At 71.5% G+C, this 22,496-nt stretch carries 18 protein-coding genes; 6 read left to right on the top strand and 12 right to left on the bottom strand.

Annotation, left to right across the window (positions count from 1 at the left end):
* Positions 1-36: 36 nt before the first annotated feature.
* On the top strand, positions 37-729 hold the full coding sequence (urtE, locus tag ACLIBK_RS01200; RefSeq protein ID WP_415385560.1) for an urea ABC transporter ATP-binding subunit UrtE: 693 nt from the start codon (positions 37-39) through the stop codon (positions 727-729).
* A 143-nt stretch (positions 730-872) separates the two neighbouring features.
* Here urtE and atzF read toward each other — a convergent pair whose 3' ends face one another.
* The 3 genes from atzF to ACLIBK_RS01185 form a co-directional block, all read right to left on the bottom strand.
* Positions 873-2,699: an allophanate hydrolase gene (atzF, locus tag ACLIBK_RS01195; protein ID WP_415385377.1), complete on the bottom strand. Its 1,827-nt coding sequence runs from the start codon at positions 2,697-2,699 to the stop codon at positions 873-875.
* The gene (gene uca, locus ACLIBK_RS01190; protein WP_415385376.1) at positions 2,699-6,295 is read right to left on the bottom strand and encodes an urea carboxylase; all 3,597 of its coding nucleotides are present in this window, start codon (positions 6,293-6,295) and stop codon (positions 2,699-2,701) included. The genes atzF and uca overlap by 1 nt, the downstream gene beginning before the upstream one ends.
* A gap of 391 nt (positions 6,296-6,686) precedes the next feature.
* Positions 6,687-8,477 carry a glucan ABC transporter ATP-binding protein/ permease gene (locus ACLIBK_RS01185; protein WP_415385375.1) on the bottom strand — a complete coding sequence of 597 codons (1,791 nt, stop codon included), beginning with the start codon at positions 8,475-8,477 and terminating at the stop codon, positions 6,687-6,689.
* A 125-nt stretch (positions 8,478-8,602) separates the two neighbouring features.
* Between ACLIBK_RS01185 and ACLIBK_RS01180 the strand changes: the two genes are divergently transcribed.
* Entirely contained in the window at positions 8,603-9,610 is a 1,008-nt protein-coding gene (locus ACLIBK_RS01180; RefSeq protein ID WP_415385374.1) for a Bug family tripartite tricarboxylate transporter substrate binding protein, read from the top strand.
* An 11-nt stretch (positions 9,611-9,621) separates the two neighbouring features.
* Here the strand turns inward: ACLIBK_RS01180 and ACLIBK_RS01175 are convergent, their stop codons facing one another.
* The 3 genes from ACLIBK_RS01175 to ACLIBK_RS01165 all read right to left on the bottom strand — a co-directional run bounded on the left by ACLIBK_RS01175 (position 9,622) and on the right by ACLIBK_RS01165 (position 12,702).
* Positions 9,622-11,403, bottom strand: a complete 1,782-nt coding sequence (locus ACLIBK_RS01175) for a hypothetical protein (protein WP_415385373.1) — start codon at positions 11,401-11,403, stop codon at positions 9,622-9,624.
* 179 nt (positions 11,404-11,582) lie between these two features.
* A complete protein-coding gene (locus ACLIBK_RS01170; RefSeq protein WP_415385372.1) occupies positions 11,583-11,846 on the bottom strand; it encodes a hypothetical protein in 264 nt (87 codons plus the stop codon).
* Between the two features lie 625 nt (positions 11,847-12,471).
* Entirely contained in the window at positions 12,472-12,702 is a 231-nt protein-coding gene (locus ACLIBK_RS01165; RefSeq protein WP_415385371.1) for a hypothetical protein, read from the bottom strand.
* A gap of 232 nt (positions 12,703-12,934) precedes the next feature.
* Here ACLIBK_RS01165 and ACLIBK_RS01160 point away from each other — a divergent pair, with 232 nt between their 5' ends.
* Together ACLIBK_RS01160 and ACLIBK_RS01155 are read left to right on the top strand one after the other, a co-directional pair.
* On the top strand, positions 12,935-13,192 hold the full coding sequence (locus tag ACLIBK_RS01160) for a hypothetical protein (RefSeq protein ID WP_415385370.1): 258 nt from the start codon (positions 12,935-12,937) through the stop codon (positions 13,190-13,192).
* A gap of 71 nt (positions 13,193-13,263) precedes the next feature.
* Complete coding sequence (locus ACLIBK_RS01155) at positions 13,264-14,079, top strand: DUF6065 family protein (protein ID WP_415385369.1); 816 nt, start codon at positions 13,264-13,266, stop codon at positions 14,077-14,079.
* Here the strand turns inward: ACLIBK_RS01155 and infC are convergent.
* The 4 genes from infC to ACLIBK_RS01135 all read right to left on the bottom strand — a co-directional run bounded on the left by infC (position 14,057) and on the right by ACLIBK_RS01135 (position 18,723).
* Positions 14,057-14,581, bottom strand: a complete 525-nt coding sequence (gene infC / locus ACLIBK_RS01150) for a translation initiation factor IF-3 (protein WP_415385559.1) — start codon at positions 14,579-14,581, stop codon at positions 14,057-14,059. The genes ACLIBK_RS01155 and infC overlap by 23 nt on opposite strands.
* A 65-nt stretch (positions 14,582-14,646) precedes the next feature.
* Positions 14,647-16,602, bottom strand: coding sequence for a threonine--tRNA ligase (gene thrS / locus ACLIBK_RS01145; RefSeq protein WP_415385368.1), 1,956 nt, complete (start codon positions 16,600-16,602; stop codon positions 14,647-14,649).
* 64 nt (positions 16,603-16,666) lie between these two features.
* Positions 16,667-17,608 carry a glycosyltransferase family 9 protein gene (locus tag ACLIBK_RS01140; RefSeq protein WP_415385367.1) on the bottom strand — a complete coding sequence of 314 codons (942 nt, stop codon included), beginning with the start codon at positions 17,606-17,608 and terminating at the stop codon, positions 16,667-16,669.
* Entirely contained in the window at positions 17,605-18,723 is a 1,119-nt protein-coding gene (locus ACLIBK_RS01135) for a glycosyltransferase family 4 protein (protein WP_415385366.1), read from the bottom strand. The genes ACLIBK_RS01140 and ACLIBK_RS01135 overlap by 4 nt, the downstream gene beginning before the upstream one ends.
* A gap of 288 nt (positions 18,724-19,011) precedes the next feature.
* On the opposite strand from ACLIBK_RS01135, the gene ACLIBK_RS01130 reads away from it, so the two are divergent.
* Positions 19,012-19,773, top strand: coding sequence for an alpha/beta hydrolase (locus tag ACLIBK_RS01130; protein ID WP_415385365.1), 762 nt, complete (start codon positions 19,012-19,014; stop codon positions 19,771-19,773).
* Here ACLIBK_RS01130 and ACLIBK_RS01125 read toward each other — a convergent pair.
* A complete protein-coding gene (locus ACLIBK_RS01125; protein WP_415385364.1) occupies positions 19,705-20,595 on the bottom strand; it encodes an SDR family NAD(P)-dependent oxidoreductase in 891 nt (296 codons plus the stop codon). The two genes, ACLIBK_RS01130 and ACLIBK_RS01125, sit on opposite strands and share 69 nt — an antisense overlap.
* Positions 20,596-20,644: 49 nt before the next feature.
* Here ACLIBK_RS01125 and ACLIBK_RS01120 point away from each other — a divergent pair, with 49 nt between their 5' ends.
* Complete coding sequence (locus ACLIBK_RS01120) at positions 20,645-21,490, top strand: hypothetical protein (protein WP_415385363.1); 846 nt, start codon at positions 20,645-20,647, stop codon at positions 21,488-21,490.
* Positions 21,491-21,721: 231 nt separating this feature from the next.
* Here the strand turns inward: ACLIBK_RS01120 and ACLIBK_RS01115 are convergent, their stop codons facing one another.
* Positions 21,722-22,390, bottom strand: a complete 669-nt coding sequence (locus tag ACLIBK_RS01115; protein WP_415385362.1) for a glutathione S-transferase family protein — start codon at positions 22,388-22,390, stop codon at positions 21,722-21,724.
* Between the last annotated feature and the right edge of the window lie 106 nt (positions 22,391-22,496).

Genomic DNA, 22,496 nt, shown 5'->3' with positions numbered 1-22,496 from the left:
GCGGGCGTGGCGCCGGCCACCGCGGCGGCCGCGGCCCTGGAGGTGTCCGGCGTGGAGCTGCACTACGGCGCCGCGGTCGCCCTGCGCGGCGTGTCCCTGCAGGCCAGGATGGGTGAGGTGACCTGCCTGCTCGGGCGCAACGGCGTCGGCAAGACCTCCCTGCTGCGGGCGGTCACCGGGGCGCATCCGGTGACCCGCGGCACGGTGCGGTGGGAAGGCCAGGACATCACGCGCCTGCCGCTCTATGAGCGGGCGCGGCGCGGCATCGCCTGGGTGCCGCAGGGGCGCGACATCTTTCCGCTGCTGACCGTGCGCGAGAACCTGGAAACCGGCTTCGCCGTCCTGCCGCGCAAGCAGCGACGCGTGTCGGATGAGATCTTCGAGTTGTTTCCCGTGCTGAAGACCATGCTGCACCGGCGCGGCGGCGACCTGTCCGGCGGACAGCAGCAGCAGCTTTCGCTCGCCCGCGCCCTGGTGATGAAGCCGCGGCTGCTGGTGCTGGACGAGCCCACCGAGGGCATCCAGCCCTCCATCATCAAGGATATCGGCCGCGTCATCGCCCTGCTGCGGGCGCGAGGCGAGATGGCGATCCTGCTGGTGGAACAGTATTTCGACTTCGCCTTCGAACTCGGCCAGAGCCTGGCCGTGATGGAGCGCGGCGAGGTGGTGATCGCCGGGCGCAAGGAAGCGCTGGACCGGGCGGAGGTGCTGCGTCGCGTGTCCGTGTGATCGGCGAGTTCTGCCCTAACCGCTCACCATCGCATGTCCTTTTCGCCAGCCCCGGCGCAGGCCGAGGCCGGGCGGGGAAGGCGCGCCGAACCGAGCACTTGCGCGGCTGGTAGCGGGCGCACCCACTCCTGGTCGGCCGCGCCTCAGCCCCTCAGCGACGCCACGTAGTTCCGCCAGCCGCCGAAGCGCGACACGTCCTCCGCCCCGCCCAGCCCTTCCGGCTCCACGATGAAGCCCTTGGGCCGGGTGCCGTCGGCCAGCACCGCCGTGCCGATGCCCAGCGGCGCCGGAATGCCGGCCACGAAGCTGCCGAAGCCCTCGGGCGAGATCGCCCAGACCTCCGTGGCGATGCGGTGCCCCTGCCCCGGCGCCACCCGCAACAGGCCGGGGCGGGCCGGCGGGCCGCCGGGAAGGGCGAAGAGCCGGTAGTCCGGCGCGGTGTCCACGGCCCGCAGGAAGCGTGCGCCACGGCTGGTCAGCTCGTCGTTCAACGGCATCCCCGACAGGTGGGCGCCGACCACCACCAGCTCGATCTCGCCCGGTAGGGCCGCGGCGGCGGCGGAGGGTGCGGGCGGCACCGGGGCGGTGCTGGCGCCGAGCCGCTCGCCCGCGGCGGCGTGCAGGGCCGCGCCCGCGGCCGCCAGCAGCGCGTCCCGGCCGGATGGCGCGATCAGGGTGATGCCGGCGGGCAGGCCGTCCGGCCGGAAAGCACCCGGAACCGCCAGGGCGCAAAGGTCCAGCAGGTTCACGAAGTTGGTGTAGGTGCCCAGTTCGCTGTTGGGGCCGATCGGATCGGCGGCGAGGTCGGCGGTGGTGCGCGGTCGGGGGATGGTCGGCACCACCAGGATGTCGGTTCCCGTCCATAACGTCTCCGTGGCGCGGCGCAGTTCGGCCAGCCGGTACAGACCGGCAAAGGCATCGGCGGCGGAGAAACGGGTGGCACCCTCGATGATGCCGCGGGTGGTGGGGTGCAGGACCTCCGGGCAGGTCTCGATCAGCTCGCGGACGGCCTGGTAGCGCTCGGCCACCCAGGGACCGCTGTAGAGCAGCTCGGCCACCGCGAAGAACTCCGCGAGCGAGGTTTCGGCCACCGTCGCGCCCGGCAGGGCGGCGGGCAGGCCCTCGACGGCCGCCGCGAAGGCAGCCTCGGCCAGTGGGTCGCCGCCGAAGCGGCGGCCAGCGGCGTCCGGCACGGCCAGGCGCAGCCCCGTCGGCAGCGCCGCCGCGCGGCCCGGCACGGGCAGGCGGCGCGACCAGGGATCGGCCGCGTCAAAGCCCGCCGCCGCGGCATAGGCGGCGTAGGCATCCTCCACCGTGCCGGCGAAGACGGAGATGGTGTCCAGCGTGCGGCAGGCCGGCACCATCCCGGTGCCGGACACCATGCCCAGGCTGGGCTTGAGGCCGACGATGTTGTTCAGCGCCGCCGGCACCCGTCCGGAGCCGGCGGTATCCGTGCCCAGGGCGAAGCTGGCGATGCCGTGCGCCACCGCCACCGCGGAGCCGGAGGAGGACCCACCCGGCACGATGGCGGGATTGATGGCGTTGCGCGGCACGGCATAGGGGGTCCGTACGCCCACCAGCCCGGTCGCGAACTGGTCCAGGTTGGTCTTGCCGAGCAGCACCGCCCCGGCATCGAGCAGCCGCTGCACGGCGGGGGCGGTGCGCTCGGGCAGGTAGGTGAAGTCCGGGCAGCCCGCGGTGGTGGGCATGCCGGCGACGTCGATGTTGTCCTTCACCGCGAAGGGCACGCCCCAGAGCGGCTTGGCGATGGGATCGAACGGGCCCAGGGCGGCGGCCGCAGCCTGGGTGTCCTCCTCCGGCAGCAGGAACAGGAAGATGCCGGGGTCGTCGGCCAGCATGATGCGGCCATAGGCCGCGGCCAGCACCTCGGCGGGGGTCAGGTCGCCCGTGGCGTAGCCAGCGTGCAGGGCCGCGATGGTGGGGAATTCGGGCAAGGGCTGCGACGCCATCAGGCGGGCTCAATCATCAGCAGCGTGTCGCCGGCGGCGACCTGGCGGCCGGGTCGGCAGCGCAGGGCGGCCACGGTGCCGGACACGGGGGCGCGCACGGTCAGTTCCATCTTCATGGCTTCCAGGATCACGATCGGCTCTCCAGCCTCGACGGACTGGCCGGATTCCACCAGCACTTTCCACACGCTGCCCTGGATGTCGGAGGCGACGGGATGCCCCTCCCCGGCCTCGTCCTCGGGCGGCGGTTCGGCGGCCGGTTCGGCCGTGATCAGTGAGTCGGCCTGCCACAGCGCGACCTCCTCCGTGAAGGCGGCCTGCTGGCGGGCGCGGAAGGCGGCGATGCTGTCCGCCTCGCGGTCCAGGAAGGCCTCGTACTCGCCGAGGTCGAAGACCTCCTCCTCGATGCGGATGCCGGCCCGGCCCTCGCGGAAGGCGTCGCGCTGCGCGGAGAGTTCCTCCTCCGACACCGGGAAGAAACGGACCTGGTCGAAGAAGCGCAGCAGCCAGGGCTCGCCGGGTGCGAAGACCGGGTTGCGGTTGAACTTGTTCCAGATCGGCAGGGTGCGGCCGACCAGCTGATAACCGCCGGGCGAATCCATGCCGTAAATGCACATGTAGACGCCGCCGATCCCCACCGTGCCCTCGGCGGTGAAGGTACGGGCGGGGTTGTACTTGGAGGTCAGCAGCCGGTGCCGGGGGTCCACCGGCACGGCGCAGGGGGCGCCCAGGTACACGTCGCCCAGGCCGAGTACCATGTAGGAGGTGCGGAACACGATGTCCCGCACGGCCTCGCGGCTTTCCAGCCCGTTGATGCGCTGAATGAAGTCGACGTTGTTGGGCAGCCAGGGAGCGCTGCTCTTCACCGTTTCGCGGTAGCGCGTCACGGCGTCGAGGGTCGCGCTGTCCTCGAAGGCCATGGGCAGGTGGACGACGCGGGTGGTGACACGCATGCGGTCCACCGGCGGCAGGCGCTCCTCGGCGGCCAGCAGGGCGGCCAGCAGGTCGCGCTGGTGGATCACGCGGCCATCGAAGTTGACCTGCAGCGAGCGGACCCCGGGCGAGAGTTCCAGGATGCCGGGGATCGGGTTGGCCTTCAGCTCCTCCATCAGGGCGTGGATGCGGAAGCGGAAGCGCAGGTCCAGAAGGTTCGGCCCGTATTCGATCAGCAGGTAGCGGTCCCCAGCCTGGCGGTAGGCGACCTGCGGCCGGTCCGGGCGCGCGGGAAGTTCGGCCAGCACGGTGGCGGAAACGGTGGTGCCCGGCTCCAGCGCGGGCGGCGTGGCCTGCGCGAGCGGCGCCATCGGGGCGAGTGCCGCGATGGCGGCGTCCTGGGCGCGTTCCAACGCCAGCGCATCGTCGAAGCCCATGGGACGGAAGCGGATGCGGTCACCGGGCTTCACCTGGCCGATCTTCCACAGTTCGGCCTTGGCGATGGTCACGGGGCAGACGAAGCCCCCCAGGCTCGGGCCGTCGCGGGTGAGGATCACCGGCAGGTCGCCGGTGAAGTTCACGCTGCCCACCGCGTATTCGCAGTCATGGATGTTGGAGGGGTGCAGCCCGGCCTCGCCGCCGTCGGTGCGGGTCCAGCTGGGCTTGGGGCCGAGCAGCCGGATGCCGAGGCGGTTGGAGTTGTAGTGCACCTCCCAGGCCGTATCGAAGAAGCTGGCGATGGCGTCGGGGGTGAAGAAGTCCGGGGCACCGTGCGGGCCGTAAAGGACGCCGACTTCCCACGCCCCCTTCGGGTATTCGGGCACCAGCGCGGCGGGCGCGGGAGCGGGCGAGGTGTCGCCGGGGGTGCCGAGGGGCAGCATGTCGCCGGGGCGCAGGGTACGGCCGGCATGGCCACCGAACTGGCCGAGCACGAAGGTCGCGCGGCTGCCGAGATAGAGCGGCACGTCGAAGCCGCCGCGCACGGCGAGATAGGCCCGGCAGCCGGCGGTGGCGCGGCCGATGGCCAGCACCTGCCCCGCACGGACGGCCACGGGTTCCCAGCCCGGCACGAGGATGCCGTCCAGCGTGGCGCCGCTGGGAGCGCCGGTCAGGGCAATGGTGGTATCCGCGTGGAAGCGCAGGGTCGGGCCCAGCAGCGTGCATTCCAGCCCGGCCGCTTCTGCGCCATTGCCGACGATCCGGTTGCCCAGGCGGAAGGCGTAGTCGTCCATCGGCCCCGAGGGCGGCACGCCGATGTGCCACAGGCCGGTGCGGCCGGGTTCATCCTGCACGGTGGTGAAGGTGCCGGGCTCCAGCACCTCCACGGCGGAGGGCTGGTAATGGAGGTGCGACAGGGCCTGGGTGGACACCTTGCCGGCCGCGAAGTCCGGCGAGGCGAGCACCTGCCGGAGGTAGTCGAGATTGGTCGCGATGCCGCCCAGCCGTGTTTCGTCCAGCGCGCGGCGCATCGCGGCGATGGCGGCGCCGCGCGTGTCCGCATGGACGATCAGCTTGGCCAGCATCGGATCGTAGAAGGGCGAGACTTCGGTGCCGGTGGACACCCAGCCGTCCACCCGCACTCCTTCGGGGAAGCGCACCTCCGTCAGCACGCCGGGCGAGGGCTGGAAGTTGCGGGCCGGGTCCTCGGCGTAGAGGCGGACCTCGATGGCGTGGCCCTCGGGCGCGGGAAGGTCGCGCAGCGCCGGCGGATCGCCGGCAGCGGTGCGAATCATCCATTCCACGAGGTCGAGACCGGTGACGCATTCGGTGACGGGGTGCTCGACCTGCAGCCGGCTGTTCACCTCCAGGAAGTAGAATTCGTCGCGGGCCTGGTCATAGATAAACTCCACCGTGCCGGCGGAGCGGTAGCCGACCGCCTCACCCAGGCGGCGCGCGGCGTCGAGCAGCTTCATGCGGGTCGTTGCGGGGAGAAGGGGCGCGGGGGTTTCCTCCACGACCTTCTGGTTGCGGCGCTGGAGCGAACAGTCGCGCTCGCCCAGGGCGGCCACGGTGCCCCGGCCGTCGCCGAAAATCTGCACCTCCACGTGGCGGCCGTTGTCGACGTAGCGTTCCAGGAAGACGCCACTGTCCTTGAAGAAGCTGCCCGCGAGGCGCTGCACCGCCTCGAAGGCAGCCACCAGCCCGGCTTCCTCGTCGCAGCGAGTCAGGCCGATGCCGCCGCCGCCGGCCGTGCTCTTGAGCATCACGGGGTAGCCGAGGTGGGCGGCCGCGGCGCGCGCCTCTTCCAGGCTGCCGAGCAGGCCGGTGCCGGGCACCAGCGGCACGCCCGCCGCCGCGGCGATCTCGCGCGAAGCGTGCTTCAGGCCGAACTGCCGGATCTGCTCGGAAGTTGGGCCGACAAAGGCGAGACCCGCAGCCTCGCAGGCTGCGGCGAAATCGGCGTTCTCCGACAGGAAGCCGTAGCCGGGAATGACCGCCTGGGCGCCGTGCTCGAGCGCTGCGGCAATAATGCGGTCGCCGCGCAGGTAGGTGTCCGCGGCAGCATCGCCGGGCAGTGCGACCGCGACGTCGGCGGCGGAAACGTGGGCGCTGTTGCGGTCGGCGTCGGAATGCACGGCAACGCTGCGGATGCCCATGCTGCGCAGGGTGCGCGCGATGCGCAGGGCAATCTCGCCACGGTTGGCGATCAGGACGGTGGTGAACACGGCAGCCGCTATCCCCCTCGGCAATCCGGGAGGCCTTCCGTGTTTCGAGGCGCCCTGGTGGACGCTCGAATCAGGTGCTGATCCGGAGCTTAGGCGAGGTGAGACGCAACAAGCATGCCTACGCCGGGGGAGCTTTCAGAGTGGCCGCTGGATGGAGTGAAAAGACCCCGTGCGGGGGCTGTGAAGATACGACCGGGTCGTCGCGGTGCCGTCCTCCGCTACAGGACATCGAACCACGAAATGATTACGAATTAGGCACTCTACCCTGCCATGTATGCAATGGTGCCCGACGCTGGTGGCCCGCCAAGCCTGGGCAACGTCATCAAGGTCTTCCACTAACCCCCGAACCTGCTTCGCTCCGGACAATCCGGAGTACGAACGTTCCGTTGCCCTACTCGGCCGCCTGGGCAGTTGGGGCGTGGTGCGTCTGCTGGGTGCCCGCGAGCTGGGTGTGCACCAGCTCGGCAAAGCGACCACCCTGGGCCACCAACTCTTCGAAGCTGCCGCGCTCCGCCACCACGCCGGACTCGAACACCATGATCTCGTCAGCGTCGCGAACCGTGCTGAGTCGGTGGGCGATGATGAAGGTGGTGCGGCCAGCCATCAGGGCCTTCAGTGCCTTTTGCACCCGGGCCTCGGTGGCGGTGTCCAGGGCGCTGGTGGCCTCGTCCAAGATCAGCACCGGCGGGTCCTTCAACAGGGCGCGCGCGATGCTCAGGCGCTGCTTCTGCCCGCCCGAGAGCGTGCTGCCGCGCTCGCCGATCAGGGTGTCGTAGCCACTGGGCTGGCGGACGATGAAGTCGTGCGCCTCGGCCATGCGGCAGGCGTACTCGATCTGCTCCTGCGTGGCGTCGGGGCGACCCACCAGCAGGTTCTCGCGAATGGTGCGGCGGAACAGCATGGAGTCCTGGAACACCACGCCGATGTTGGACCGCAGGCTGTCCAGGGTCACGTCGCGCAGGTCATGCCCGTCCAGGGTGACGCGCCCTTCCACCGGGTCCCAGAGGCGCTGGAGCAGCGACATGGCCGTGGACTTGCCCGCGCCGGTCTGCCCCACCAGCGCCAGGGAGCGGCCGGGGGCGGCGGTGAAGGACACGTCGCGCAGGATGCGCGGGCCGCCCGGATAGCCGAAGGCCACGTTCTCGAACCGCACCTCGCCGCGGGCGCGGCCGAGATCCACCGCATCGGGCTTCTCCGGCACGTTGGAGCGGACGTCCAGGACCTCGAACATCTCCTTCAACGCCGGCATCTGCAGCACGAGCTGGGAAGAAAAGGCGACCGCCCCTTCCATCTTGGCGATCAGCATCCCCGCGAAACCCATGAAGGACACGATCTCACCCACCGTGGCCTGGCCGCGCATATGCAGCCAGGTACCGAGCACGAAGATAGAAATGACGCAGATGGTCGAGGAGCCGCGCGTCAGCACGGACACCACGGCCCACCAGTTCAGCACGGGGAACTGGTGGTCCAGCACCTGCCGGATGACGTTGCCGAACATGCGCGACTCCGCGCTCATGCGGGTGAAGGCCTGCACCACCACCACGTTGCTCAGCGCATCCTGGACGTTGCCGGCCAGTTCCGACTGCAGCCCTTCCACCGAGCGCTGGGCGTCCTGTGTCTTGCCGATCACGAAGGTCGCTACCGCGGCGAACACGATCACGAGCGCGATCAGCAGCATCGACAGGCGCCAGTTCAGCAGCACCGTCAGCGGCAGCAGCACCAGGGCGGAGATCAGCGTCACCAGGTGTTCGCGGAAAAAGGACAGCCATACGGAGAAGAGGTGGTCCGTGCCCACCAGCATCACCTTCATCACCCGCCCCGACTGGGTGTCGCCGTGAAAGCTCAGCGGCAGGGCCAGGACGTGTTGGAAGAAGCGGTGCATCGAGGTCAGGCGGTTGCGGTGCGCCATGCGGTCCGCGAGCAGCGAGGTCGCCACGTTGGCGGCGATGCCCGTCAGCCCCACCGCGCCCCAGACGGTCAGCAGCGCCACCGCCTGGCGCCAGATTTCGCTGTCCGGCAGGCGGCCGGTGGAAGACAGCACGTCCACGACGCGCCCGAACAGCACGGGTTCCAGGAATTGCAGACCGGCCAGGGCCAGCGATGCCAAGGCGAGGCCGATGGCGACCCAGCGATCCGGCGCCAGCAGCCCCAGCACCCGGGAATAAAGGCGGACGAAACCCATGCGGCTATCGTGTCCCGCGACCATGAGATGAGGGAGGAGGTGGCTCTTGCAGAAGGCGACTTCTCTGCGGCAGGACTAAGGCAACCGGCGCCTTCGCGCCACGACGCCGGAACCGGAGGATCGTCATGCCTGTTCCACGCCGTCTGCTTCCCAGCTTGCTGGCCGGGCTCGCCGCCCTGCCGGACACCCGAACCGCCTGGGCGCAGCAGCCTGCATCCTGGCCGACGCGCCCCGTGCGGATGGTGGTGCCCTTCCCGCCGGCGGGCACGACCGACCTCGTAGCGCGCGTCCTGGCAGAACGGTTGCAGCAGCGGCTGGGCCATCCCTTCCCGGTCGAGAACCGCGCCGGCGCCGGTGGCAATATCGGCTCCGACCTGGTGGCCAAGGGCGAGGCCGATGGGAGCGCGCTGCTGCTGACCACCATCGGCACGGGCGCGATCAACTACGCGCTCTACGGCGCCCGGATGCCCTACAAGCCGGAGGAGCTGACCAACGTCGCCCTGGCGACGCGGGTGCCCAACGTGATCTTCGTGACCCCTTCCCTGCCCGTGCGGTCGCTGCCCGAATTCGTGGCCTATGCCAGGGAGCGGCCGGGCAAGCTGAACATCGGCTCCGCCGGCGCCGGCACCTCGCTGCATCTGACAGGGGAACTGCTGAAGCTGCGCGCCGGGCTGGACATGACGCACGTACCCTTCCGCGGCGCCGGGCCGATGCTGGCCGAGGTGATGGCGGGGCGGGTGGAATGCGGCGTGGACAACCTCCCTTCCGCCATCGGCCACATCAAGGACGGGCGGCTACGGGCGCTGGCGGTGACCACGGCGACGCGCAGCCCCGCGCTGCCGGAGGTGCCCACGACCGCGGAGGGCGGGCAGCCCGGGGTGGAGGCCACGGCCTGGTTCGGCATCCAGGTGTCCGCGCGCACGCCGGCGCCGCTGGTGGCGCGCATCGCCGAGGCGGTATCGACGGTGCTGCGGGAGCCGGAAACGGCGGCGAAGCTGGCCGATCTCGGCGGCCTGCCGCCGGGGCTGACGCCGGATGGCGGCACCAGCCCGGACAGTTTCGACGCATTCGTGAAAACCGAGATCACCCGCTGGGCGGAGATCGTCCGGCAATCCGGCGCCACGGCGGAATAGGCCGCCGCGCGTCAATCCTCCGGCAGGCCGGCGCGGCGCAGGCCCTCGGCGTAAAGCTCCAGGTCGTCCGGGCGCAGTGGCGCCCGGCGCAGGGCGGCGCGGATGGACAGGCCCGGCTCCAGCGCCAGCAGGTGGTTCCGCACGGCCTCGGCTTCTGCGGCCCGGCCCAGCCAGCCCAGGCAGGCCAGCCAGGGTCGCAGCGGAAAGGAGAAGGCAGGGTTCAGCGCCGATACCGCCCGCGCGGCGGCGATCGCCTCGTCGTAGCGGCCCAGCAGCATCAGCGGCACCAGCCGGGCGCCGTCGAAGAAGAAGGCCATGGGGTGCAGCGGCGCCAGCCGGGCGTAGCGCTCCAGCCGGGCCAGCGCTTCCTCGTGCCGGCCGCAATAGCTCTGGGCCAGACCGGAAAAGACCCAGGCCATGGCGAGGTTGGGGTTCAGCGCCAGCGCCCGGTCGTGCAGGGCAGAGCCTTCTTCCGGCCGGTGGTGCAGATAGGCCAGCACGTGGCCGCGCACGGTGAGCGCCAGCGCATCGGCCGGGTCCAGCAGCGCGGCGCGGGCGGCGAGGCTCTCCGCCTGGCTCAGCGCCGCTTCCCGGTCGGCCGCCCAGCCCTGGCCCACGGCGAAGACGTGCCAGCAGGCCGCCCAGGCATGCGCCGCCGCGAATCCGGGATCGCGCCGCACGGCTTCCGCCAGGGTGGCGCCCGCTGCCTCGAAGCTGTCGCGCTGCAGGCCGTGCAGCGCCGACATGCCGCGCAGCAGGAGTTCGTGCGCGGTGGGATCGGTGGGCGGGCGGGCGGAAACGCGCCGCGCCTCGATCAGCAGCAACTCCGGGTCCAGCCGGGCCACCACGGCGGCGGCGACCTCGTCCTGCAGGGTGAAGGTGTCGCCCTCCCCGTCGAAGCGGGCGGACCACAGCACGTCGCCGCCAGGCGTGCGCGGGTCCACCAGCCGTAGCCCCACCCGGACCCGGGTGCCGGCCCGCTGCACGGAACCCAGCAGTACCCCGTCCAGTCCCATGGCGGCGGCGGTGGCCACCGGGTCCGCGGCGACGGCGAGGGTGGCGGGATCGGCCAGGAACAGCCAGCGGAACCGCGCCAGCCCGGCGGTGATCTCCTCCGCCAGTCCCACCGCGAGATGCGCGTCGTCGCCGCTGCCCAGCACGGCCAGCGGCGGCACGCCGAGGCGGCAGCCGCGCCGCGCCGCAACGATCGGCGGTGCCCCTGGCGGGTCGGTGTCGCTTTTCGGTGGTGCTTCGACCGTCCCCACGGCGTCCGGGTCCGCGGGGGCCAGCCGGCGCAGCCGTGCCGCCGCCGCGTCCCGCTCCGCCTCGGGCGCTTCGCGCAACAGTCGCCGCGCCAGCGCCACCGCGGCATCGAGCACGCGCCGCCGCTGCACTGCCAGCCAGCCGTCGAAGCTGGGCGACAATCCATCGAGGTCGCGCATCAGCGGTTCGGCCGCGAGGTCGAGCGCTTCCGGACGGTCCGCCTCGGCATCCAGCACGGCCAGGGCATCCACCCAGGTGCGGGCAGCATCCAGCGCCACTCCTTCCCGCTCGGCCAGCACCAACCTGGTGCCGGCGGGCGCGAGGTCCAGCGCCAGCTCGTGCAACGCTTGGCGCAGGCTGCCGCGCGCCTGTTCCGCGGCGGAGCGTGGCCACAACAGCGTGGCCAGCTGCGTGCGCGATACCGGCTGCCCCGCCGCCATGGCCAGCACGCCCAGCAACGCGCGCCCCTTGCGGCTGCGCGGCAGCACCCGGTCACTGGTCAGGCTCCAGGCGTCAACCGATCCCAGCAAGGTGAGGCGGAGTCGCAGGTCAGTAGGGGTTGCAAGCATTCGCGCGCAGCCTAGGGCAGCGTGTGCAGGAGGGTAGCCCCCATGCATCCGCCCCTGGGCAGGGCGGGCATCCCTGCGTCATGCCAGCGGCGGCGCGACCCGGACCCGGAAGGGAACCCCGCGAAACTCGGCCGCGCCTTCTAGTCCTGCATTTCCATGACCCTCACCCTGTCAGGGGTGGCAGCGGTCGCGGGCGGCTCAGGGGCCCGGATGAGAACCTGCAGCGCGTACCGGGCGTCGTACCACTCGAAGAGCAGATCGAAGCGCTCCATGGCTTCCGCCCTGGTCGCGGGAAACTGCAGCGCCGCCATGCGGTCTTCCACCTCGCCCAAGCGGCGAAATGCTGCAGCGAGCATACCGGCCGAGAAGAAGGCTTCGCCGGACTCGTCAGCACGAATCGACATACAGTTCTCCTTGAACACCTGAAGTGTGTTGGAGACGCCCTGCCGATGCGCGTCAGAAGTCACGCGGGCACTGTGAAAAGGATGTCAAGGACAAGTTTCCGTCGCTAGGTCTAAGTTCTTCCGGAGAAGCGCAAATCTTGGACTCTCGCGCTCTGACATCCATCTCCGTGGCCGGTTCCGGTGACCGCAACTGTTGCGTTCAACGGGACAAAGGCATCGACACCGGTTCGTAGCGCTCGTCGAGGATGCTTTCGCCAGTTCCCAGGAGGGCGAGGCTTCAATTCCGCCGTCGGAGATGGGGGAGCCCGCCAATCCACAACGGACAACCGTCCTAAGCACACTACCAAGAGATCGCGGCTCGGGAGGCACAAGGGTCGTCGGAACAACTCGCGGAGGTTTGGCGCTCCGGATTTCACAGCGGACGGTCGTAGCGACGGTGAGCGGATCACCGGTGATGCAGCAGGCTTCCGTTCGGGTTCACCGTTTGAGGTGCCACGCAGGCACGACCTAACCCCAAGGAGTGACTCCTTGGTCGAACTGTAAGCGGATGCCGAGTCCATCACGCCAGGCCGAAACCGGCCCGAAGGGCAGCCAGGAGCCCGGATGGTCGCCCGGTCTCCGTCAGCTACCTGGGCGGAAGCTCGGCGGAGATTTCGGGAGCGTGCATCGCCGCGCGCAGCGCGCGCCGGGCATCGTGCAAGTCGAACAGGAGAAAGTCGCGTTCGATGGCCTCGGCCAGCGTGGCGGGGGCGGTCAGCGCCGCCATGCGCTCCTGCACCCGATTCAGCCGCTGCGCCGCCGCGAGGACGTCGGGCGGGAAGGATTCGTTGACGGACCGGGCGGCACGAGACGGCATGGCGACTCTCCTCGAACACGGGGAGTGTGCCGGTGCCGCCGGCTCGGTACGCGTCAGAAGCTGCACCGAATCCGTGAAAAGACTGTCAAGGACAACTTCCTTCACAATAGGCAGACATTCTGATTGACCGGATCAAAATCCTAATACTACGCTCTGTTCCGTTGAGGCCGAGTCATCAAGGCCCCGACGGTTGCAACGGCCGCATCCCGCGCCCCCATCCGGAGTTCCGATCATGCAGCGTTCTTCCCTCCTCCGCTCCACCGCCTCCGTCGCTGATGCCGGCCGTGTCCGCGTCGGTGCCGGGCTGAAGCGTGCGCCGTCCACCGTGGCGGATCCGAGCCGCGTGCGCGTCGGGGCCGGCCTGCGGCTCGCCCCTGCTTTCGTGGCGGACAAGGGTGCGGTGCGCGTCGGCGCCGGGCTGAAGCTGATGCCGGCCAGCGTGTCCGACAGCGGGCGCGTGCGCGTCGGTGCCGGCCTGAAGCGCCGCTGAGCCTCACTGCCGGGCGCGCCGCCTCCCCCGCCGCGCCCGGCCCCCGTGTGCCCGACCGAGGACCTGCCACCATGAACGCCACGCCGCCCGTCCGCTTCCGAGCCCTGATCGAGGGCATGCCGCAACCGGTCCGCGCCGGCCGGGACGCGATGGGAACGCTGCCCGTGCGCGCCGCGCGATGGTGCGACGCCGTGGCTACGGCGAGCGGCTACGGCTGGTGGCTCTACCCGCCCACGGATTTCGAGCTGCTGTTCGACGGCCAACGGATCTGGTGGTCCTGTGCCGAGGCCTTCGAGGGCTGGCTGCCGCTGGAAGCCGCGCAGTTCCCGCACTTCGCCACCGCTTTCGACGCCGCCGCCCCGGAAAGCGCGCAGGGCTACTCGCCGCCCTTCCTCACCGTGCTGCCGGAGCCGGGCATGGTGCAGGTCTGGACCGGGCTGCTCGCCCGCACCGCGCCGGGCTGGGGGCTGCTGCTGCGGCCGCCGGCAAACCTGCCCGTCCCCGCAGGCTTGGCCGGGTTCGAGGGCGTGGTGGAAGCGGATCTCTGGGGCGGCCCGATCTTCGCCAATTTCCGCCTGACCCGGACGGACGAGCCCGTATCCTTCCGCCGCCACCTGCCCTTCGTGCAGGCCGTGCCAGTGCCGCAGGCGGCCTATGCCGACGCCGTGCTGGACGCGGTCACGGTGGAAAGTGGGCTCGGCGGCATGGAGGAGGAGGAATGGCAGGGCTGGATGCGCGACGTGGTCGCGCCCAGCCAGGACCCGGAGCACCGCCCCGGGCGCTATGCCGCCGCGGTGCGACGCCGGCGCAAGGCCGGCGGTTGCCCCTACGCGGCGATGGCGGCAGCAGGCGCCGCCACAGGCGTCACTTCGGCGCCAACACCATGATCATCTGGCGGTTTTCCAGCCGCGGCATGGACTCCACCTTGACGGTCTCGCCCAGCTCGTTGCGGATCCGCTCCAGCACCTTGGCGCCGAGATCCTGGTGCGCCATCTCGCGGCCACGGAAGCGCAGGGTCACCTTGACCTTGTCGCCTTCCTCGATGAAGGACCGCGCGGCGCGCATCTTCACGTCGTAGTCGTGGTCGTCGATATTGGGACGAACCTTGATTTCCTTGATCTCGACGACCTTCTGGCGCTTGCGCGCCTCGTTGGCCTTCTTCTGCTGCTCGTACTTGAACTTCCCGAAATCCGTGATCTTGCAGACGGGCGGCTCGGCGTTGGGGCTGATTTCCAGCAGGTCCATGCCGGCCTCGTAGGCCCGCAGCATCGCGTCGCGCGTGCTCATCACGCCGATCATCTCGCCGGCCTCGTCGATCAGACGGACCTGCGGCACGCGGATGTCCTCGTTCACCCGGGGGCCGTCGCGGGTGGGGAGCTGGTTCGGGATAGGGCCTCGGGCCAGGGGTCTCTCCTGTTTCGGTTTCGATAGTTTGGGAAGTTATGGTGCGCGGCTCAGGCCGCTGCAACCACGATCTGCTGCCGGATATCGGGTGGCGCGGCCTCGTTTGCCAGACGCGACACGGCTTCGGCGAGGGTCACGGTTTCCTGCTCGCGTCCGGGAAGGCGGCGCAGGACCAGGCTGCCCTCCTCGGCCTCGCGCCGGCCGACCACGGCCAGCACGGGGACCCGGGCGGCAATGTGGTCGGCCACCTTGCGGTTGATCTTCTCGTTGCGCAGGTCGAGCTCGGCGCGGATGCCGGCGGCGCGCAGGGCTTCCACCGCCTTCCGGGCGAAATCGTCGGCATCGCCCACGATGGTGGCCACCACCACCTGCACGGGCGCCAGCCAGAGCGGGAAGCGGCCGGCGTGTTCCTCGATCAGGATACCCAGAAAGCGTTCGAAGCTGCCGAGGATGGCGCGGTGCAGCATGACCGGGCGCTTGCGGGACCCGTCCTCGGCCACGTACTCGGCATCCAGCCGCTCGGGCAGGACATAGTCCACCTGCAGGGTGCCGCACTGCCAATCGCGGCCGATGGCGTCGCGCAGCACGAATTCCAGCTTGGGGCCGTAAAAGGCGCCCTCCCCCGCGTTCCACTCGTATTCCACCCCGGCGAGGCGGCAGGCTTCCTTCAGCGCTTCCTCCGCCTTGTCCCAGGATTCGTCCGTGCCGGCCCGGCTGGCGGGACGGTCGGCGAACTTCACCCGAAAGCTCTCGAAACCGAGGTCGCGGTACACCGAGGCCAGCAGCGCCACGAAGCGCGCCGTTTCGGGGGCGACCTGCTCCTCCGTGCAGAAGATGTGCGCGTCGTCCTGGGTGAAGGCGCGCACCCGCATGATGCCGTGCAACGCGCCCGAGGGCTCGTAGCGGTGGCAGGCGCCGAACTCGGCCATCCGCAGCGGCAGCTCGCGGTAGGAACGCAGGCCGTGGTTGAAGATCTGCACGTGGCAGGGGCAGTTCATCGGCTTCAACGCCAGGACGCGGTCCTTCTCGGACTCGTCCTCGACGGTGGCGATGAACATGTGCTCCCGGTACTTGTCCCAGTGGCCGGATTCGACCCAGAGCTTCCGGTCCACGAGCTGCGGGGTGCGGACCTCCTGGTAGTCGGCCGAGTCCAGCCGGCGACGCATGTAGTCCTGCACGGTCTGGTAGAGCTTCCAGCCCTTCGGATGCCAGAAGATGGAGCCGGCCGCCTCCTCCTGGAGGTGGAACAGGTCCATCTCCTTTCCGATGCGGCGGTGGTCGCGGCGCTCCGCCTCCTCCAGGCGATGGAGATAGGCTTCCAGTTCCTTCCCGTCGCGCCAAGCGGTGCCGTAGATGCGGGAGAGCATGGCGTTGCGGTGGTCGCCGCGCCAATAGGCGCCGGCCACCTTCATCAGCTTGAAGGCGGTCCCGACGTCGCCGGTGCCGCGCATATGCGGGCCGCGGCACAGGTCCAGCCACTCGCCCTGCCGGTAGATCGAGATCGGCACGTCTTCCGGCAGGTCGCGGATCAGCTCGGCCTTGTAGCGCTCGCCCCGCTCCTCGAAGAAGCGGATCGCCTCGGCGCGCGGCCAGACCTCACGCACGAAACCGCTGTTGCGCGCCACGATCTCGCGCATCCGCGCCTCGATGGCGGCGAAGTCCTCGGGGGTGAAGGGCTCGTTGCGGGCGAAGTCGTAGTAGAAGCCGTCCTCGATCGGCGGGCCGATGGTGACCTGGGTGCCGGGAAACAGGTCCTGCACCGCCTCGGCCAGCACGTGGGCCGTGTCGTGGCGGATCATCTCCAGCGCCTCGGGGTCGCGGCGGGTGACGAAGCGCACGGCGGCGTCGCGGTCGATGCGGGTGGACAGGTCCACCAGCTCGCCGTCCAGGCGCATGGCCAGCGCGGCCTTGGCGAGGCCGGGGCCGATCGCGGCCGCGACTTCGGTGCCCGTCACCGTCCCGGGAAACGACCGGGAGGAACCGTCGGGCAGGGAAATCGCGGGCATCGGGCGGGGTGCAGTCCTGTTCGGGAAACGGGGTCGCGACCTTTGCGGCCGGGCGCCGGGGGCGTCAACCGCGAGATGGGGATTCGGCCGGCAGGGCGTCCATGCCGCGCAGGGCTGTCATGACCTCCGCGGGTTGCAGCGCGTCGATGGGGACGCGCCGCAGGATGGCGGTACGGGGGCCGCGCGGCGCCGCCAGGGCGGGATCGCTGTCCGCGCCGAAGATCGCCAGGGTCGGGCGGCCCACCGCGGCGGCCAGGTGGGTGGGGCCGGTGTCGTTGCCCACCACCAGGGCGGCACGGCGGGCCAGGGCGCCCAGTTCGAACAGGGTGGTGCGGCCGGCGAGGTCGAGCGCGTCCGGCCGGGCCGCCTGGATCGCCCGGACCAGCGGTGCCTCTGCCGGCCCGCCGGCCACCGCCACGGGAATCGGCAGGACGGCGGCGAGTTCCGGGAAATGCGGCCAGCGCTTGCCGGGACGGCCGGGGCTGGCACCGGGGATCAGCAGGGCGAAGCGGTCCGGCAGGTCGAGGCGGTGCAGGTCGGCATCCAGCCAGCCCAGCTCCGGCGCGGGGAAGTGGTGCAGCCCCGCCATTTCCAGCTGCTCGCGCTGCCGTTCCACCGTGTGCAGCCGGTCACGGCCCGGGTTGCTGTGCGGGTGGCTGGCACCCGGCGCAATGCCGGACCATTCCGCGCCGCGTCCCACCAGCCAGCGGTAGCGCGAGGACCGTCCGGAGGTTTGCAGGTCGTAGACCCGGCGGAAGCGCCCGCCGCGCAGCTGCCGCGCCAGGTGCAGCAGGCCGCGCCAGTCGGCACCGTGCGGGCGGCCGAACCCCCAGACCGCGTCGAACCAGGGGGCCCGACGGGCCAGTTCCGCGAAGGGCGGCGTGGTCAGCAGCGTGATCCGGGCGTCGGGATGGTGGGCGCGGATGGCGGCGAAGGGGCCGAAGGCCTGCACGACGTCACCCAGCGCCGCCAGCTTGATCACCAGGATCCGGTCGGGGTCGGTCACAGCAACTCCCGGTACACGTCCAGCGTGGCGGCCTGCATGGCAGCGGTGGTGTAGCGCCGCAGCACGGCATCCCGGGCCTGCCGACCCAGGGCCGCGCGGGCGTCTGGCGGCAGGTCGAGGGCGCGGCGAATGGCGGCGGCCAGCGCGGCGGCATCGCCGGGCGGCACGCGCCAGCCGGTGACGCCCTCCTCCACGGTTTCGCGTGGGGCGCCGAGGTCGGAGGCGATCACCGGCCGCAGCATCGCCTGGGCCTCGATCACCGTGCGGCCGAACGGTTCCGGCTTGGTGCTGGCATGCACCACGAGGTCGGCCAGCAGCAGCGCGGCGGGCATGTCGCGACACACGCCCGGCAGCGCCACGTCGGCCTCCAGCCCAAGTGCCGCGACTTCCGATTCCAGCTCGGCCCGGAAACCGCCCTCCCCCAGCAGCACGGCGAAAGGCGGGGTGGGCCGCAGCTGGGCCAGGGCCTGCAGCAGCACGGCGGCGCCTTTCCAGCGGGTCAGCCGGGCCGGCAGCATCACCACCGGGCGTCCGGACGGCAGCTTCCAGTCGGTGCGCAGATCCTCCAGGCGTTCGGGCGACACGGCGTCGGGGTCGAAGGCCACCGTGTCCACGCCGCGCGGAATGATGCGCAGCCGGTCCAGGCCCAGCGCGTAGCGATCCCGGATCACCGCAGCGACGTGCTCGCTGATGGCGATCACCCGGTCGCCACGCACCATCACCGAGTTGTACAGGCGCTTGCCCGGCAGGTCCTCGCTGTACACGCCGTGAAAGGTGGTGACGAAGCGGGCGCCGCTGCGGCGCGCGGCGCGCAGGGCGGACCAGCCCGGAAAGCGCGAGCGGGCGTGCAGGATGGCGATCCCCTCGGCGGCCACCAGCCCGGCCAGGGCACGGCTGTTGCGCCACAGCGCCAGCGGCGACTTGCGGTCCAGCGGCAGGGTGACGTGGCGCGCGCCGACGGCTTCCAGCTCCGCCACCATGGGGCCGCCGGCGGAGGCCACCAGGGCGCGGAAGCCCGCCTCGTGCAGGGCCTGGGCGATCTCGATGGTGCCGCGCTCCACGCCGCCGGAGATCAGCGCGGGCAACACCTGCAGCACGGCGGGGGGCTGGGGCATGGGTGGGGCGGGGATAGCCGCCACGCGGGGCGGCGTCACCTGCGCGCGTCGGGACGGAGCCGGGTTGGCCGCGGGAGGCAGCCCATCCGGCATTCAAGCCCTGGCGGAACACCGCTAGCATCGGCCCGGAGCCGGGGAGACAGGGTGGATGACGGTTGTGCTGCCAGGGACCGCCGAGGGCACCACCCCGCCCGCACGGTGTGCGGCCGGGGAGGATGACGCGCGCCGCCGGCGCGGGGGCAGGACGGGAACCGCCACCCACGCCGCGGCGACCGCGGGAGGCCGGGCGTGAACGAGGAGCGCGGCGTCCTTGACCGCGGCGACGGCGCGCCGCTGGCCTGGGCAGCGCTGTCCGGACGCGGGCCGAGGGTGGTGTTCCTGGGCGGCTTCCGTTCGGACATGGAAGGCAGCAAGGCGCTGTTCCTGCGCGACCGCTGCGCGGAGTCCGGCCACGCTTTCCTGCGGCTCGACTATTCCGGCCACGGCGTCAGCGGCGGCATGTTCGAGGACGGCACGGTCGGCCGCTGGGCCGAGGACGCGGCGGCCATCATCGAGGCGCGGGCCCCCGGGCCGGTGGTGCTGGTGGGCTCCTCCATGGGCGGCTGGATCGCGCTGCTGCTGGCGCGGCGCTGGGGCGAGAGCCGCGTGCGCGCGGTGGTGGGGCTGGCCGCGGCGCCCGACTTCACCGAGGACCTGATGCCGGCCGATCTGTCCGCTGCCGAGCGCGAGGCCCTGGCGCGGGACGGGGTGGTGCGGCGCCCTTCCCCCTACGGCGAGCCGCTGCCCATCACCGCCCGGCTGCTGGAGGAAGGGCGCAACCACCTGCTGCTGCGCGGCCCCATCCCCTTCACCAACCCGGTGCGGCTGCTGCAGGGCATGGCGGACCCGGACGTGCCCTGGCGCCATGCGTTGCGGATCGTGGAAGCCCTGGCCGGGGCAGATGTGGCGCTGACCCTGATCAAGGATGGCGACCACCGGCTGTCACGGCCGGAGGACCTCACCCTGCTGTGGCGCAAATTGCTGCCGCTCCTCGGCCAGGATGGCGGCTAGGCCCTCGCGGAACGAGGGATAGCGCCAGCGCAGGCCCAGCGCTGCCTTGGTACGGGCATTGTCCACCCGTCGGTTCTCCGCCCAGAAGGAGCGGGCCATGGGCGACATGGCGCGCTCGGCTTCGGCGAAGGGTATGGCAGGGGGCGGGGTGATCCCCAACAGTGCCGCGGCGTATTCGGTGACGGCGGCGCTTTCCGCAGGCTCGTCGTCCACCAAGTGCAGCACGCGGGTGCCGGACGGCGGCGGGGCCAGGGCAGCGGCCAGGACGGCCTGCGCGATGTCGTCGCGGTAGATGCGGGAGAAGGCGTGGCCGGGGCGCGACACCCGGCGGGCGGTCCCGGCGCGCAGGTCGTCCAGCGCGGAGCGGCCGGGGCCGTAGATGCCGCCGGCGCGCAGGAGGTCCAGCGCAGCGCGGCCGGCCAGGACCGCTTCCCAGGCCAGTTCGGCGTCGCGCCGCCGGCGGGAGCGGGGTTGGCCAGGGGTGGGCGGGGTGGTCTCGTCGACCGCGGCGCCGCCGTGGTCGCCGTAGACGCCCGTGGTGGAGATGTAGCCGACCCAGCGCAGCGATGTCGCATCCCGGACAGCCGCCGCATGGGCGAGCAGAACGGGATCGCCCGCCTCGCCCGGCGGGGCGGTGACCACGAGGTGGGTGGCAGCCGCGATCGCCTCGCCCGCCGCGTCGAAGGGAACCACGGAAGGGCCCGGCCGCGGCGGGCCGGGATCGCGCGACGTGGCGGTCACGGCGACGCCGTGGCGCAACGCCTCGGCCGCGATGGCCCCGCCGCTGAACCCCAGGCCGATCACCAGCATCCGCATCGTCATGGCCGCGCATGTGGCATCGCCCGCCGGGCGCCGCTAGATTGCGGATTCGATGCGGCTCACCACCCGACACGCGCTGATGGGCGCCTTTGCGGCCGTGCTGCTGGCCGCGGTGGCCGGCGGTGCCTTGCACACGCTGCGGGCGCCAACCGTGCCGGAGATGCCGGGAGCCGCGGAGGAAGCCCTGCCGCTGCCACCGGAGTCGCCGCGCGTGGCGGATAGCCCGGACTACGCCCGCTGCCTGGACCAGCTGCGCGACGACGCCGCCGGCGCCCTGGCCTTCGCCGAGAGCTGGCGCAACACCAACGGTGGCGATGGCGCCCGCCACTGCGAGGCGCTGGCCATGCTGGCCCTGGGCGATGCCGAGCGTGCCGCGCCGCGGCTCCAGGCCCTGGGGGCGGAGGAGCGCATCGGCATCGCCGCCCGTGCTGCCGTGTTCGGCCAGGCCGGGCAGGCCTGGATGGCGGCCGGGCAGCCCGCCCGCGCCTATGCCGCCGTGACGCTGGGGCTCGGGCTGGCACCCGCCGACCCCGACCTGCTGGTAGACCGCGCCGCCATTGCCGGTGCGCTGGGCCGCTTCAACGAGGCCCTGGCCGATGCCGCCCGGGCCGCCGAACTGGACCCGGACCGTCCGGATGCCTGGGTGTTCCGCGCTGCGGCGCTGCGGCATCTCGACCGCGCGCAGGAAGCGATGCGCGACGTGGAGCGGGCCCTGGCGGTGGAAGCGGATAATCCCGAGGCGCTGCTGGAACGCGGCATCCTGCGACAGCTCAACGGCGACCTGGACGGGGCGCGCAAGGATTGGGAGCGGGCTGTGGAGGTTGCGCCCGAGAGTGCCGCGGGCGACCTGGCGCAGCAGAACCTGGAACTGAGCGACGCCGGCGCCGCCGGGCGGTAAGCCTTCGGTGAGGGAACGGGGCGCCGTTCCGCGCGTTGCCTGCTGGCCGGCTCGCCCGCATCGGAGGACCCGCGCGACCCGTCCTTTGCAGGTCCATCCCTTCCGGTCCGCGCTGCTGGCGGTACTTCTTCGACTCGTCAGGCAACGAGGTCGGTGGCAACATCAGGCCGCAACTACCTGCGGCGCGATCCGGGCAAGCAGCACGGGGCACCCTGCCCCGAGCACGGCGCGTCAGAAGTCGAGGTCGTCGTAATGCGCGGGCGGCGTGACGCCGCTGATGCGCTCGTTCAGCAAGGGACGGAAGGAGGGGCGCGACTTGATGCGGGCATACCAGTCCTTGGCGCCCTCGCTCTGCGACCAGTCCACGTCGCCGATATAGTCCAGCGACGATAGGTGGGCGGCGGCGGCGAGGTCAGCCAGGGACAAGGAATTGCCGGCGAGCCAGGAGCGCGTTTCTGCCAGCCAGCCCAGGTATTCCAGGTGCGACTTGATGTTGGCGTAGCCGGCCCGCAGCGCGCTGCCGTCCGGGTTGCCGCGGTTGAGCATGCGCTTGAACTGCTTCTCGTGCAGCAGGTTGCGCGTCACCTCGTCGTTGAACTTGCCGTCGAACCAGGCCACGAGGCGGCGCACCTCGGCCCGCTCGGCATGGGTGCGGCCCAGCAGCGGGGTGTCGGGATAGGCCTCGTCCAGGTATTCGCAGATCACGTAGGAATCGGCGAGCACGAGGCCGCTTTCCTCCGTCAGCACGGGCACCGTGCCGGCCGGGTTCAGGGCCAGGAACTCCTGCCGGCGCTCCCAGATCCGCTCCGCCCGCAGGTCGAAGGGGATGCGTTTCTCCTGCAGCGCCAGGCGGACCTTGCGGCAGTGAGGGGAAAGGGGATGGTGATACAGGACGCGCACGGCGGTGGATTACAGGGTGGCCGGGCGCGCGCCAACCACCCTCGGTGAGAGTTGCGCGACCTTAACGCGCCAGGGAAAATCTTCCGGCAGCCGGGCGGGAAAGCGC

Origin of the sequence: Roseomonas sp. BN140053, assembly GCF_047690175.1 — a bacterium.
Taxonomy (GTDB): domain Bacteria; phylum Pseudomonadota; class Alphaproteobacteria; order Acetobacterales; family Acetobacteraceae; genus Roseomonas.
This window is presented reverse-complemented; position numbering and strand designations above follow the sequence as displayed.